This window comes from Shewanella sp. NFH-SH190041 (assembly GCF_024363255.1).
Lineage (GTDB): Bacteria > Pseudomonadota > Gammaproteobacteria > Enterobacterales > Shewanellaceae > Shewanella.
In genome coordinates, this window is record NZ_AP026070.1 from 847512 (window position 1) to 863040 (window position 15529).

The window sequence follows — 15529 nt, forward strand, 5'->3', positions numbered from 1 at the left end:
GGTTTTTTATGGGCAAAGAAAAGTGCTATCGCTATAAACAGGGTTAAGTTTTTTGCCATAGGGCTTAACCGACAGATACATCCTTCATCGCTTTAGCGGGTGTCAGTTAGTCTGCGTAAGATTAAGCCTTATCCAGCGGCCAACTTTTGAGTATGCGATAACGCACGCCATCTCCTGGATTATGTGAGTGATATAGGTGAAGTTGCGTCGGCTTAAGGGTTAATGCTGGCACTTTGATGTGCTGCGGTAGGATATAGGCTTTGCGGCACAGGGTGATATGGGGCTGATAGTCATATTCACTTTGGTGTAGGCCCAGATGTGCTGCCATCAGTTGTGTCTGGATTGCCATTTGTTTTAGTGCCGCATCAGATGGCGCACCGGTAAGGCAAAGTATGCGGGGTTTTTGCCAGAGACATAACTTGTCCAAGGTGACGGAAAAACTGGGTTTATCCATTTGGTTGAGGGATTGGATAAGCTGTTGTTGCTGGGCTTGGCTGAGTGGCCCTAAAAAAGCAAGAGTCATATGTAGGTTGGTAGGCGGAACAGGGTTGCATGGCCCCGGGAGTGCGCTTTGTAATCTGAGCAGCGACTGTATTTGTTCTGTATCTGGGCTAAAGCCGAGAAAAAGTCGTTTTTTCATCTTCAGTCTGCAGCAGCCATTTTGCCTAATATACCCCAATTGTGGCTGAGAAATGGGCGGGATGCATCATAGGCACTATCCTTATAGGAATAGATAATGTCATGGACATGACGCTGGTGTCTTCGCTGGTGCCATAAAAAAGGTTGTTTATGTCAGAAGAGCATACCCAATTGTCGCAGACCTTGGTGGCCTTATTTCACGAAGCCCCCCTACAGACGCTGGAGCAGAACGTTGATCGAGCGTTAAAAATTATCTGCCACCATCTCGACTGTGATGCTGTGTTTGTGTTGGGAGGGGAGCCGCCGACACCATCTCAAACGCTTTATTTTCATCCCCAGGCACCATTAACCAATGGCAGCGACTGGGCGCTTGCCGGATTTCCCCTGTTTCGTCGTCTGCTGCGCACCCCGCAATTATTGAGTTGCAGTGATATTTGCTTACTGCCGAGCCATGCCAAAGCGGAAAAACAATTTTTGCAGTATCAGGGGGTGCAGAGTTTGGTATTGCTGCCTGCGCTGGCATTTGGTCAAAGTCGGATTGCTGTGGGCGCTGTGTGTTGCCGCCCCAGAGCATGGGATAGGCACTTTATGGCGGAATTACACCATGCCCAAGCATTAATTGGTGCCGCAATGGAGTTAACCCGAATTGCTGGGGCATTGTTGGACAGTGAACGTCACTATCAAGAGCTGTTTAATCAATTGCCTTTAGCTTGTGGTGTACTGGATAACAGTAACCAGTTGACCATGCTTAATGCCACCGCCAAAGCCAACTTGCCGGGAGAAGATACAAAGGATCTGTTTACCCGTTTGTCGCCGGAGCAGCATGGCATGTTACAAGAAACCCTATCAGTGGTGCGCGATGGGGTGCTGCCCCAAGCATTTTGCGAATTACCAGTTGCGAGTCGACGCCAAAACAGCCACTGGATGAAATTTACCTTCAGCCCTATGGCTGACAGCGGCAATCTGGTCTTTGTGGCGGAAAATACCGATGAGCAGCACCGCTTGGCAAATGAACTGTCATTTCAAGCAAATTATGATGCCCTGACCGGTTTACCTAACCGTCAATGTTTTGAAGCGATACTGACTCGTTTAGTGCAGCAGCCAGGTCCCGCCCCTGTCTGTATTGCGTTTTTGGACTTGGATCAGTTTCAGGTTATCAATGATGTCAGTGGGCATATTGCTGGAGATAAGCTCTTGTGCCTAGTGGCGATGCGTTTGCAGCAACTGGTGCGTAAAGGGGATATTGTTGCCCGGATTGGTGGGGATGAATTTGCTATTGTGATGCATCATTGCAACCCGGACTCCGCTCGGGTGATTGCCGGACGGATCTGTCATCAACTGGCTGCTTATGAGTTTAACTGGCAAGGGCGTGAGCATAGCGTTAGTGCCAGCATCGGGCTGGCTGCGGTGCCGGATGATACTCCGAATATTTATACCGTGATGAGCCAAGCTGATGCCGCTTGCCATTTGGCGAAAGAACAAGGGCGTAATGGCTGGCATTACTATGATCAGCAAGATCCCAATATGAGCCGCTTATATACCGAAATGCTGGCGTCGGTGGATATTCTCAGTGCCTTGAGTCGTAATCAATTTGAGCTGTATTTTCAGTTGATTGAGCCGTTGAATAAGGTCCGCGATGGCTTACATATGGAAATTTTACTGCGTTTGCCAAGGGATAATGGCGAGATGCTATCGCCAGCCATCTTTTTACCCGCAGCCGAGCGGTATAATCTGGCCGCACGGATCGATCGTTGGGTCGTGGATCATCTGCTGGCTTGGGCGGCGGGACACCCAACGCAGTGGCAGCAAATGGCCATGGTGTCGGTGAATCTGTCGGCAACATCGCTGGCGGATGATGATTTTATGACTTGGCTGGAGCTGAAGTTGATGAGTGAGCCTGAACTGGTAGACAGACTCTGCTTTGAGATTACTGAAACGGCGGCCGTGCGGCAGTTGGAGTTAGCGCAGCGATTATGCGATATGTTAAAGCCCTTGGGGTGCAAGTTGGCATTGGATGATTTTGGCTCAGGTTTTTCCAGTTTTGCTTATCTCAAAGAACTGGATGTGGATTTTGTCAAAATCGACGGGCAGTTTATCAGTCAGTTATGTGATAACGATAAAGACAAGGCCATTGTGAATTCTATCTGTCAGCTGGGACAGAATATGGCATTTGAAACCATTGCTGAGTTTGTTGAAACCGAGGCGATTGGCCGGGAGTTGCAAGCCATTGGTGTGACCTATGGTCAGGGTTACAGTTATGACAGACCCTCGGCGCTGAGCCAGCTAGAAAGTGAACTTAAACAGGTTCGTTCAGCGGGATAAATTCGGCTAACGGATACAATTTAAAGCAGTTTCCATCTCCGTCATCGCGTGGACTTGGCAGGCAGTTCCTTAGTAAACTGGCGCCATTTTCCGGCTTTGATGAATTTCTTTTGAACCAGCTCCCCATCCATGACCTGCTGCCTGCGATACGTTCTGCGCTTGGCAGTCACTGCCAACTTATCCTTCAGGCCCCGACCGGGGCAGGTAAATCTACAGCATTGCCGCTGGCAATGTTGGATTGGCCAGAAATTGACGGTCGCATCATTATGCTTGAGCCTCGCCGGGTGGCCGCCCGTAATGTGGCCCATTTTGTGGCACGTCAGCGTGGTTGTTCTCTGGGGGATGAAGTGGGTTACCGGGTTCGGGGCGAGAGTCGAGTCAGTACGCGTACCCGGCTGGAAGTGGTGACTGAAGGGGTGTTAACCCGCATGATCCAGCAAGATCCTGAATTGACGGGGGTCGGTTTGGTGATCTTCGATGAAATCCACGAACGACATCTGACCACGGATTTATCCTTAGCGCTGGCGCTGGAAGTACAGGCATCTCTACGTGATGACCTAAAAATTCTGGCGATGTCTGCAACCTTGTCTGGTTTATCGCTGCATGAGGTTATGCCTGATGCGCCTGTGCTGGAAAGCGCCGGGCGCAGTTTTCCGGTCACGATTTGTCACCAGCCGTTGAGTGGGCAAACTGATTGGTTGCCACAAATGGGGCAAGCCATGGTGCGCTTGCTACAGCAGTTGCCAGCAGAGCTTGAGGGACAGTGCCATCCCGGCGTGCTGGCATTTTTGCCCGGTAAAGGGGAGATCCAGCGCTTACAGCAGTATCTGCAACAGCGATTGCCGGCCGCAGAGTATGATATTTACCCTTTATATGGCGAATTAAGTGGTAAGGCGCAAGATGCCGCTGTTGCTCCCGGCCAGCCGGGACGTAGCAAAATTGTGTTGGCTACCAATGTGGCTGAATCAAGCCTGACTATTGATGGCATCAGCATTGTGGTGGATTGCGGTTACCGTCGCCATGCCGGCTTTAACCCAAAAACTGGGGTGACAAGGCTGAGCTTAAAACGCATTAGTCAGGCGTCTGCGACTCAGCGTGCGGGCCGGGCTGGGCGTTTGCAGGCCGGTTATTGTCTGCGACTATGGGGGCAAGAAGAGCACGACCGGTTGCCTCGGGCTGAAGCCGCAGAAATTCTGCATGCGGATTTAGTTTCTATGGCGTTGGATTGTGCCAGTTGGGGGGGGCAGCAATTGGCCACTTTGCAGCTGTTGACCCCGCCGCCAGTTGCCCATGAACAGCAGGCCTGGCAGTTATTACAATCCCTTGAGCTGGTGGATGAGGGGCATAAATTAACGGCGTTAGGACGTCAGGCTTATGCATTGGGCTGCCATCCGCGTTTGGCTTATATGCTGCTAAAAGCACAGCAACTTACACGCTCGCTAAATGATGCCGCTTTGCTGCCATTGGCTTGCCTAGTGGCTGGGGTGATGGAAGCACGGGGATTGCCGCGGCGGGGCGAAGATATTAGCCAGTATCTGGTATTGGCGACTCAGGGGCAGTCTGGACAGCAGGTTTGCCGTTGGCTGCAGCGTTTTGCTGTTACGACAGACTTATCTCAGGTGGCCGCTTTGGCTCATCCACGGGATATCGGCTTACTGCTGGCGCTGGCTTACCCTGACAGAATTGCCCGCCGCCGGGGCGTAGATGGGTTTGTGCTGGCCAATGGTACCGGGGTAACGATTGCAACAGAATCAACACTGGCACAGCAGGATTATCTGGTGGTGGCCGATTTTCAGGAAAGTGCTGGGCGTAGCGCTGGGCGCATTTATCTGGCATCGGCTTTTGATCCTTTATGGTTGGATGGCCCTTTGGCTCACCTGGTGACGGAGCATACCAGTTGTTGCTGGGATGAGCAGGCCAGTCGGGTCAGTGCGGTGCAGCGCTGGCAAGTCGGGCAATTAGTTATCCGGGAAAAACCAGTCGTTAAGCCAGATCGCGCAATGATTAAGCAAGCTTTATTGGGGTGGGTCTCTCGCCAGGGGCTGTCTGTACTGGGGATGGATGATGCGGCCAAACAACTGTGTATTCGGGTGGCCTTAGTGCGTGAAAGTGATCGCTCTGGAGACTGGCCAGACTTTAGTGATGACGCGCTACAAACTGGGCTTGCTGATTGGCTGGGGCCGTACTTGGACAATATCAATTCTGCGGCACAACTGGTTAAATTGAATGTGCGAGAATTGCTGCTGCACAGCCTGAGCTGGACACAACAGCAGCAGCTTAAAGCCTTGTTGCCGTCACGTTGGCCGTTACCCACCGGTACAGCGCCGATCCGTTATGAGGCAGATGGCCGGGCGCTGATGAGCCTGCGTTTGCAAGAGGCGTTTGGCATGGCTGACAGCCCTTTACTATTAAATGGTCAGTTGAAAGTGACGATGGAGTTATTGTCGCCCGCGCGCAGGCCATTGGCATTGACCGCCGATTTGGCCAGTTTTTGGGCCGGTCCTTACACGGAAGTGAAAAAAGAGATGCGTGGGCGCTATCCCAAGCATGTGTGGCCTGATGATCCAGCTAATACCACACCGACTAAATACACCAAGAAAAACCAACATAAAAATTAATACGCCATACCTGACATTATGACTAAATCCACTCCCTCAAAAGGGAAAAAAACAGAGACATCACAACCTACGCCGAAAAAAAAACGGGGTAAATCTAACGCTGAAGTATTTTCCCCCGGCCGATGGCTATGGGGGGTGATGTGGCGAATGATGCTGGCAGGCGCGGTATTGGTAGGCTGTTACTGTATCTACCTGGATCAGATTATTGCCCGTAAATTTGAGGGGCAAAAATGGTATTTGCCCGCGCAGATTTTCAGTCGTTCTATGGCGCTTTATTCCGGCGCCGCAGTTAGCCATCATCAGTTGATTGCTGAACTTAAGCTATTGGGGTATCGCAAAGTGGCAAATCCTTCCCAAGTGGGAGAGTTTTCTGCTTCAAGCACTAAGGTGGATATTTGGCGCCGGCCATTTTTACACCCCACAGGGCAGCAGCTGGAAAGTCGGGTATTGGTGGAGTTTGACTCTCAGGGCGTCAGTGCGGTGCGGCGACAACAAGATGGCCGTGAATTGGCGGTATTTCATTTAGAACCCATGCTGCTCGACCGGATTATTGCCACTGATGGTGAAGACCGGCTGTTTGTGCCGACAAAAGCGATTCCACCCCGCTTGGTGGATGCACTTATCCTGACTGAGGACAGGCAGTTTTATTCCCACTATGGGGTCAATCCAGTTGCTATTGTGCGGGCGGCAGTGGTTAACCTGACTGCGGGGCGCACTGTGCAAGGTGGCTCGACCTTAACCCAGCAGCTGGCGAAAAACTTTTTTCTTTCCAGTGAGCGCTCTATATCGCGCAAATTCAGAGAGGCGCTGATGGCGGTCATTATTGATGCCAGATACAGCAAGGCTGAAATTTTGGAAGCCTATCTCAATGAAGTGTATATGGGGCAGGATGGCAACCGGGCCGTGCATGGCATGGGGCTGGCGTCACAGTTTTATTTTGGGCGGCCCATTGGTGAGCTGACGTTAGCACAGCAGGCTTTTTTGGTGGCGGCGGTAAAAGGCCCGTCTTATTACAATCCCTGGCGTTATCCTGAGCGGGCGTTAGAACGGCGGGATTTGGTGCTCCGTCTGCTGATGGAAGGGGGCAAAATTTCTGCGCGACAATTTGCCGCAGCAGCGCAATCGCCACTGGGGTTACGGCCTGCGGGGCGGGCTGTACATCAGAAATTACCGGCGTTTTTTGCTGAAGTGCGCCAGGAGCTGGCCGATCGTTATGGGGATGCCATGTTGAAAAAATCTGGCATCAAGGTCTATACCACATTGGACCCTATTGCCCAAGAGGCGGCAGAAGCGGCTGTGGTTTCAACGATGGCGCAGCTGGAAAAGCGTAATCGGGATCTGCAAGTGGGTATGGTGGTGACGGATAGATTCGGCGCAGGTATTGCCGCCATGGTGGGAGATAAAAATCCGGCATTTTATGGCTTTAATCGCGCTGCTGAAATTCGTCGTCCGATTGGTTCACTGATTAAACCTATCGTTTATATTACAGCGTTGGAGCAGGGCAGGAAGTTCAATTTAGCTACACCACTGAAGGATGAGCCTATTACTTTGAGTAATGGCCGGGGGCAGACTTGGTCACCGCAAAATGCTGATCGTCAGTTCCGTGGCCAGGTGCCGCTTATCACGGCATTGAGTCATTCTATCAATGTGCCGACAGTAAATTTAGGCATGCAGGTGGGGTTGGACAATGTCGCCTATAACCTGAATCATGCTGGTTGGCCGGATAAGATACCTGAATATCCATCTATGTTGTTGGGGGCTGTTAATGGATCGCCCTTGATGGTGGCTCAAGTGTATCAAACACTGGCGGATAATGGTCGATACCGGCAATTGAGAGCTGTTACTAATGTGCTAGATGAACATAATCAACCATTACAGACTAAAGCATTACCGGAATATCAGGCGTTGCCGGTGGCTGCTGATTATTTAGTACAGTACGCCATGACTCAAGTGGTGGCCTCGGGGACTGCGCGTCGGTTAGGGCAGGCTTTTCCCGGTGTGACGTTGGCAGGGAAAACCGGCACCAGTAGCGCGAGTCGGGATTCTTGGTTTGCCGGATTTGATGAGCGCAATGTTGCCGCTATCTGGGTTGGCCGGGATGATAATGAAAAAACCAGTCTCTATGGCTCCAGTGGCGCGATGGCGGTGTACCAGGCCTTTTTGCATGAACGTCCCCCGGTAGGATTGCGAATGACACCTGTCTCAGGAATCGTGCCGGGATTCTTTGATGCGACCACGGGGGCAGATCGTGCAGCGGATTGTAATAATGTGTTGGCGTTGCCCGCGCTAAGCAGTGCTTATCGGCCTGATGAGAGCTGTGGTGGTACCAAAAGCTGGTGGCAGCAGCTTTGGGGAAATTGAGTCTTGCAGAGCTAATGATGTGACTTTTTAGCTTAAACTGTGCTTGAAAGAAAAACGTTTTAATTATGGTGGGAGGTTCTGGCTTAGCCATGCTAAGACAGAACCGCTCAATAAAGCGTAAAACGCTGTTAGTAGAATTTTTCTGGCTGTGGGCTCTTTTCTACTGCGTTATTGGCTTACTAAGTAGCCCAAGGTCATATCAAATACTCTGCTTTGTATAAATTAAATTGCTGCCAAATAAGCTGAGAGGACAATAGTCCCCTGAATATTATGAAGCTACTGGCAGTTGGTAGTGCCTATTGCGATCAAGAAACTGCATTTGTTTTACGGTATCAGGTTTACTGTATAAATAGCCTTGATGCAGAAACACGCCTTGTTGTAATAAATAATCTGCCTGTTTTTTATTTTCCACTCCTTCTGCAATCATTTCTAATTTGAAGTCATGGCCAAATCTAATCAAAGAATTAAGCACCCCAGCCTTAAAATCATCGGTACCAATAGTATCAATAAACATTTTATCAATTTTAATGGTTGTAATATCTAATTGTTGTAAACAAGATATCCCTCCAAAGCCAGTACCAAAATCATCTATTTTAATCCGATAACCATATTTATTTAATTGTGATATTTGTTTTGCAGCATTTTCTGTATCAATGATAGGTTGCCGTTCTGTTAATTCGAAGTGTAGTCTTCTTGGGCTTGGATAATTTAACTCCTTAAGTAAATTTGTTAATATTTCAGTTTCTAAATGAGATGCGACGATATTAATGCTGACCCAGGTCCCCGCTGGCAATTTTGGAAGGTCTTTAATAACTTGTTTTATTAATTGCTCTGTCATAGGAATAATTAAATTACTGCTTTCAGCAAAATCAATAAAAGTGCTTGGAGGAATACATTGTTTTTTATGATACCAGCGAATTAATGCTTCATACCCTACGGTATAACCACTACGGGCATCAACAATAGGTTGATATAGAGGTTTAAACTCTTTTTGTGAAATCCCCTGCTGTAACATTTGGTTGAGCGATTGTTGTCGTCTTTTCCAGAAGAAGAAAATGATTATAATAATTGAAAATATTATTCCTGAAAAAATAGTTGTATTTATTGCCCATTGTCTACTGTATTGAAATAAATTATTCCCTGCCCAAAGAATAATTTTATTTCCTACCTGATTTGAAATCCGTACTATTTTCTTTGCATTATTTTCATGAACAATGTCTTCATGTCCTGTTTTTGTTATTTCATTATTGTTTAAGTTTGTTTTAATGAAAAAACAGTCTGTACATGGTCTATCTGCAATATAAATTCCGCCTGGGGAATTAAAGATCATGTACAAATTTCCTTTGTCGCTATGTAAGTTTAAAACAAGCTGACTGTGTAATGCACCTTGATAATAGTTCATTTCATGATTTTGATGAGTTAATAATAATTGTTTGAAATCAGGCTTATAACTATCACCTAACGTAGAACAACTTCGTTTATCATCAGTAATCATACCAATAACACGAATAAAAGGATTATCACGGTACTCTTGTTGTAATAAGCTTTTATCTTGCTTGCCGCAATCATAATGTAATTGGGAAGATAGACGAGTAAGAATATTATCAACAGTTGCTGCATTTTGTTGTTGTCTAATAATTAACTCGGACATTTTTTGCTGCATAAGACTGTTAAAGCGATAGTCTGTCAACATAATGATGCTGACATTGACCAGTATGGCCAGTAAAAAAATAGCAAAAAAAGCATGAATAAAACAGTTAACTAATTGCTTTATCAGCATGCCCTAATCCTTTAGTCAATTTAAGATAATAATAGTGTGTTGTATCTATGTTAATGATGATGCGCAATGATGTTGATCATTTTTGTGTTGAATTCAGCTTATTTTTTTGAGTTAACGTGAGTCGAGATTGAATGAGAGTTGATAAAGAATAGCGCGTTGCAAAGTTGTGTTAGCTTGCAAGCAAATTGTTATCTAAATAATATTGATTGTTATTTAGATTACTGTAACATCCTTAACTAGTTTTTGCTTAACTATTCGTCTTGGTGTTGGTGATTTTTTCTATCTTGTTGGTTTTAAATAGTTTTATTTGTCTTGATAGAAGTAAAGCTCTGGATTTTAGAGCCTAGATTGCAGGATTGGCAACATTGACTGGATAGCAGGCATTCATCAGATATGACTTAGCAAGGGAATCTATATGCAAGCCAAGAAAACACTGTCAGCCACTTTGGTGGCGATGTCGCTGGGAACCTTAACCGCCTGTGGCGGTAGCTCTGATGACAGCCCAGCACCTCAGGTTAACGCTGCGCCCACCAATATCACTTTAAGCCAAAATAGTGTTACTGAGCGGCTAGCGGGTCAGATGGTTGGACAGTTAGCGGCGGTAGATCCCGACAGTGGTGATAGCCACACGTTCACAACGCAAAGTACCGTGTTCACCATTGATGGCAATATGCTGAAAATGGCTGATGGTGCCATGTTGTTTACCAGCGAAGAGGGTGATGACATAGATGTGCTGGTGACAGTGGCAGATCAGGGTGGCCTGACCAAGGATGTGATGCTGACTGTGGCATTGACACCTAAGCCTGAAATGTATGAGTTTGCTAGCCATTATGGCGCGCATCGCTCCAGTGTTAGCTATACCGGTCAAACGGCGCGTCATATTTTGATTGCAGAGCTGAATCAATATGTTAAATCCGGCTTGAAGGCCGATATGGATGCCGGCACTGTAACGACTGCCGCGCAGACGTTGGCCAAGTTAAATCAATTCTTTAATCCGGATGAGGCAACCCAATATCCGGACCTGCCGATCACCTTTTTGGACAATAGCAAAGATGCTCTGATTGCTGATATCACAGGTTACAAAAGCCTGTTGCAGAAGGTCGCTGGAAATGACAGTGGCGGGCAGAGCAAAGACTGGAACACCGCCGGGGTATTTGTCGGTTGGACTGACGGCATGACACCGACAGCGGTGGTGGGAGATCTGTTTCAGCGTTTGGCTGACAACGTTGAAATTGAAAAAACCGATGGTAATACCCGCCAGGACCCCCTTGGTAATGACATCAGCAAAATTTACCTTGATGAAGATGGGGTCGATTTAGCGCAGATGATCCAGAAATTCCTGTTGATGGCCGTGCCTTATTCCCAAGCATCTAATGATTATTTCGGTGATGACACCGACGACAAGGGGTTGCGTACCGATAACACTGGGCCAGCTAAGGAAGGGGCGCTGTATACCAATTTAGAACACCAGTATGACGAGGGCTTTGGCTACTTTGGTGCTGCGCGTAACTATCTGGATTATGCCGATGTGGAAATTGCCGGCAAGGTCTCTGAGGGGAATGGTCGGGCGGATTGGAACAAAAAGCACGACACCGATGGGGATGGAAAAATTGATTTGCGCTCGGAGTATAACTTTGGTCAGGCGGTTAATGCGGCTAAGCGAGATCTGGGTTCAGCTGCCAATGCTGCTGCCACAGATTATACCAAGCAGGCCATGGATGCCTTTGTCGCCGGACGTCAGTTGATTAATGACCATGTCGGCGCTGATTTAACTCCGGCGCAGAAGACTGAGCTGAAAGACTTTGTTACCACAGCACTGGATGCCTGGGAGCGAGCTATCGCGGCCACTGTAGTGCATTACATCAATGATACCCGCGCAGATTTAGCGCCACTGGCAACCAATGGTGACCCCGCGCAATTTAACTATGCCGATCTGGCCAAACACTTTTCAGAAATGAAAGGTTTTGCGCTGGGGCTGCAGTTTAGTGAATACGCGGCCATTAATGATGCTGATTTTGCCCAATTGCAGCGGCTGATGGGAATGGCGCCTGTGATTACCGGCGATGTGGACAGCTACCGAGCGGATTTGCTACAGGCGCGGGATCTGTTGCAGCGGGTATATAACTTTAACGCTGACAATACGGCCAATTGGTAAGTTACGCCACCCGTTAAGTGACCCCGCCTCAGCCCGCCCCGGTATTGTTCATCTGCCGGCCGGGCTGAGGCTTTTTGCTATATATCGGTAATGGCTGGTTCAAGGTGCATAGACAAGGTTGTAAGTACAAGGAGAGATACAGGATGAAAGCCCAGCGTTTCCCGCATTCGGTAGCGATACTGCTGTTGGCCGGGACACTGCAGCTAACTGGCTGTGGTGAGGAGACTTCCAGTACAGCAGGTCCGGGATTTGCCCCGGATATTGGCAGTGACTTTGATGAGGCGGCTTTGGTGGCTAACCTCACTGATAATATTATTTCCCCGGTTTTTACCCGTTTTGCGGCGGTCAGTGGCGAGCAAATCAGCCATATCAGTCAATATTGTCAGGCAGAGCAGCAATTTGCTGCCGGCGAGTTAGATGATAATGCCCGCTTACAGGCCTTGGAAACGGCCCGTCATGGCTGGCGCAGCAGCATGCAGGTGTGGCAGCAGATCGAGGTGATGCAGATAGGGCCGCTGCTGAGCGATGATCGTGCACTGCGCAATAAAATTTATAACTGGCCGTTGCCGGGGGTTAGCCGCTGCGGCGTGGATTTGGATGTGGTGGCTTTTGAAAATAATGATATCAATGGCACCCCTTATGATATCAAGCGCCGCACTGCGTCCCGTAAAGGCTTGGCTGCGCAAGAGTATCTGTTGTTCACTCCGACCACGGATCATGCCTGCAGCGGGGATATTGTGCCCCAAGGATGGGATAACCGCCCGGAACCATCACGTCGTCAGGCGCGCTGTGCGTTTGCCCGGGAGGTGGCCAGTGATATTCACGATAATGCCAACAACCTGTTGTCACTGTGGCAAGGTGAGCAGGGTTATGCCGCCAAACTGAAATCCGCCGGTCAGGCCGGAAGTGGGTTTGCTTCTGTTCACGATGCGGTTAATCGCCTCAGTGATGCCCTGTTTTACCTCGACTCCATTACCAAAGACGTCAAATTGGCCAAACCGCTGGGGCGGGTGGCTAACCCTTGTGGCACCAGTATCTGTCCCGAGTCTGTCGAATCGCCGTTATCCGCCGAATCAATCAACAATATTGCGCAAAATTTAACAGCGTTGCAGGCGCTGTATTTGGGCAATGACGCTGCCGGTAATCAGGGGGTCGGTTTTGATGATTTTCTGCGTCAGGAACAATATGCCGATGTGGCCGCGCGAATGGATGCTGACATTACCACGGCGTTGGCACTGAGTCAGGCCTATCAAGTCTCACTGGCCCAAGCGTTGGAGAATGACACCGCCCAGGTGACAGAAACCTACAGTGCGGTAAAGCAGGTGACGGATACGTTAAAAGCGGATTTTATTGAGCGTTTGGCACTGGAACTGCCTAAGACGTCAGCGGGGGACAATGACTGATGAATGACATATGGCGGTATACCGGATTACCTCTAGCCATTTCCTTGGCGATTTCATTGACTGGCACATTGGCTCCAAAGAGCTGGGCACAAGCACAAGAAGGGGATGAGGACGGTGATGCCTATATCGAGACCATGCAAATTATCGGGCATGATCAGTCTCTGCGGCGGGAGTCTGGCAGTGCCACTTTGATTGATGAACTGACACTAGAAACCTTCAAGTTTGATGATATTAATCGCATTTTGTATAGCGTTCCCGGCGTCAATATCCGTGAAGAAGACGGCTATGGCTTAAGACCCAATATTGGTTTTCGCGGTGCAACGCCGGAGCGAAGTAAGAAAATCAATATTATGGAAGATGGGGTGCTGATTGGACCGGCACCGTATTCCGCCCCTTCGGCTTATTACTTTCCCATGATGGCGAAAATCACTGCCGTGGAAGTATTTAAAGGTCCTGCCGCGATTCAATATGGTCCCAACACGGTTGCCGGTTCGCTGAATTTGGTGACTAGACCTGTTCCCTCCGCTCGTGAAGGATTGGTGGATATTGCCATTGGCAGTGATGGTTTTGCCAAGCTGCACAGTTACTATGGTGACACGATAGGCAATATGGGATTTTTGCTGGAGGGTATTCACCTCAGAGCCGATGGCTTTAAGCATCTCGATGGAGGGGGCGATAGCGGGTTTGATAAAAATGATCTGATGGCTAAATTCCGCTATGACCTTGATGGCAAAAATTTTCATCAGGTATTTGAACTGAAGCTGGATTATGCCGATGAGCACTCTGATGAAACCTACCTTGGCTTGAGTGATGCCGATTTTGCTGTTGATCCTAATCGGCGCTATGTTGCCAGCGCGCTGGATAAGATGACATGGCAACATAAACAGCTGCAGTTTACCCATTTTCTAGCGGGGGAATCGCTGGAGCTGGCGACCCGGGTTTATCGCAATAACTTTAGCCGGGCTTGGTTTAAGCTCAATGGCTTTAAAGGTGGGCTGGTAAACCGTAGCTTGCAGGAGATCTTGGCCGATCCTTTTCGCGACGATGTTAACCGGGATTTTTATCGCATCTTAACCGGGCAGCAGGACAGTGATGCGCTGCGACCTTATCAACAGTTGGTACTGGGCAATAATGACCGGGATTATTTCTCCCAGGGGATTGCCAGTGATCTTTCTGTCAGTTGGCCTGTGTGGCAGTTTGCCAACCAAATTGATATTGGGCTGCGGCTGCATCAGGATGAAATTCGCCGTAACCATACGGTTGAAGATTATATAATGCGTGGCGGTCGGCTGACTGACGGCAGTGGCGCAATGCTTGCTGCCAGTGGCACGAACACAGAGAAGGCCACTGCAGTGTCTCTCTATCTGCAGGATACCCTGACGCTGGGCGATATTGATATAACTGCCGGGGTGCGGGGGGAGTTGATCGATAGCCGCTATCAGAACCGGGCGGCAGGCGAGGCAGATGACTGGCTGAAAAAAACGACCCGTATCTGGTTGCCAAGCTTGAGCTTGTTTTACAGCGTGGGGGATGATGCCGGGCTGTTTTTTGGCGTACATGAAGGCTTTTTACCGACTAGCCCTAAGCAGGCGCCAGATATTTCACCGGAAAGCAGCGTGAATTATGAGCTGGGTGGGCGTTACAACGATGGCGAATTAAGCCTTGAGCTGGTGGGCTTTTTCAATGACATCAGTAATCTAAAAGAAGGTTGTCAGTTTTCCAGCTGTGGCAGTGACAATGATACCGAATTTAACGGCGGAAAAGTGGATGTGCTGGGAGTGGAGTTGACTGCTGCTTACAGCTGGACCTTGGGAAATGGCTGGGAGTGGCCGATATCTCTGGCCTATACCTATACCCGCTCAGAGTTTAAGACTTCGTTTGATTCTGGCTTTGATATGTGGGGACAAATCAGTGCCGGGGACCAACTGCCTTATTTGCCGGATCATCAGGGCAGTGTGTTGACCGGCATTGTGGCCGATAGCTGGGATGTGAATTTGGTGGTGCGCTATATCGGCGAGATGCTGGAAGCCTCCGGTGACGGGGTGACCCTGTCAGGGCAACATACTCCGGCGTTGACGGTATTGGATATGTCCGCCAGTTATGATTTGGCCGGTTACGGGCTGCTTTACCTGAAGGCGGATAATCTGTTTGATACCCAGAAGATTGTCAGCCGGCGACCCTTTGGTGCGCGCCCGGGTAAACCGCGTATGTTCCAGCTCGGTTATCAGTACCGTTTTTAAGGTTGAGCTAG

General features: G+C 48.9%; 8 protein-coding genes. 6 read left to right on the forward strand and 2 right to left on the reverse strand.

Annotated elements, in window-relative coordinates:
* Positions 1–121: 121 nt before the first annotated feature.
* Entirely contained in the window at positions 122–640 is a 519-nt protein-coding gene (gene thpR, locus NFHSH190041_RS03810) for an RNA 2',3'-cyclic phosphodiesterase (RefSeq protein WP_261923979.1), read from the reverse strand.
* A gap of 149 nt (positions 641–789) precedes the next feature.
* Between thpR and NFHSH190041_RS03815 the strand changes: the two genes are divergently transcribed.
* From NFHSH190041_RS03815 to mrcB, 3 genes are all read left to right on the forward strand, one after another.
* Positions 790–2961 (forward strand): putative bifunctional diguanylate cyclase/phosphodiesterase, encoded by a 2172-nt coding sequence (locus tag NFHSH190041_RS03815; RefSeq protein WP_261923980.1) that lies wholly within the window; start codon positions 790–792, stop codon positions 2959–2961.
* Between the two features lie 110 nt (positions 2962–3071).
* Entirely contained in the window at positions 3072–5579 is a 2508-nt protein-coding gene (gene hrpB, locus NFHSH190041_RS03820; protein WP_261923981.1) for an ATP-dependent helicase HrpB, read from the forward strand.
* Positions 5580–5597: 18 nt separating this feature from the next.
* A complete protein-coding gene (gene mrcB, locus NFHSH190041_RS03825; protein ID WP_261923982.1) occupies positions 5598–7940 on the forward strand; it encodes a penicillin-binding protein 1B in 2343 nt (780 codons plus the stop codon).
* Between the two features lie 268 nt (positions 7941–8208).
* Here mrcB and NFHSH190041_RS03830 read toward each other — a convergent pair whose 3' ends face one another.
* Positions 8209–9720, reverse strand: coding sequence for an EAL domain-containing protein (locus NFHSH190041_RS03830; RefSeq protein WP_261923983.1), 1512 nt, complete (start codon positions 9718–9720; stop codon positions 8209–8211).
* 415 nt (positions 9721–10135) lie between these two features.
* On the opposite strand from NFHSH190041_RS03830, the gene NFHSH190041_RS03835 reads away from it, so the two are divergent.
* From NFHSH190041_RS03835 to NFHSH190041_RS03845, 3 genes are all read left to right on the forward strand, one after another.
* The gene (locus tag NFHSH190041_RS03835) at positions 10136–11875 is read left to right on the forward strand and encodes a DUF4856 domain-containing protein (RefSeq protein WP_261923984.1); all 1740 of its coding nucleotides are present in this window, start codon (positions 10136–10138) and stop codon (positions 11873–11875) included.
* A gap of 143 nt (positions 11876–12018) precedes the next feature.
* The gene (locus NFHSH190041_RS03840; RefSeq protein ID WP_261923985.1) at positions 12019–13278 is read left to right on the forward strand and encodes an imelysin family protein; all 1260 of its coding nucleotides are present in this window, start codon (positions 12019–12021) and stop codon (positions 13276–13278) included.
* Positions 13278–15518 (forward strand): TonB-dependent receptor family protein, encoded by a 2241-nt coding sequence (locus tag NFHSH190041_RS03845; protein ID WP_261923986.1) that lies wholly within the window; start codon positions 13278–13280, stop codon positions 15516–15518. Before NFHSH190041_RS03840 ends, NFHSH190041_RS03845 begins: the two co-directional genes overlap by 1 nt.
* Positions 15519–15529 lie beyond the last annotated feature (11 nt).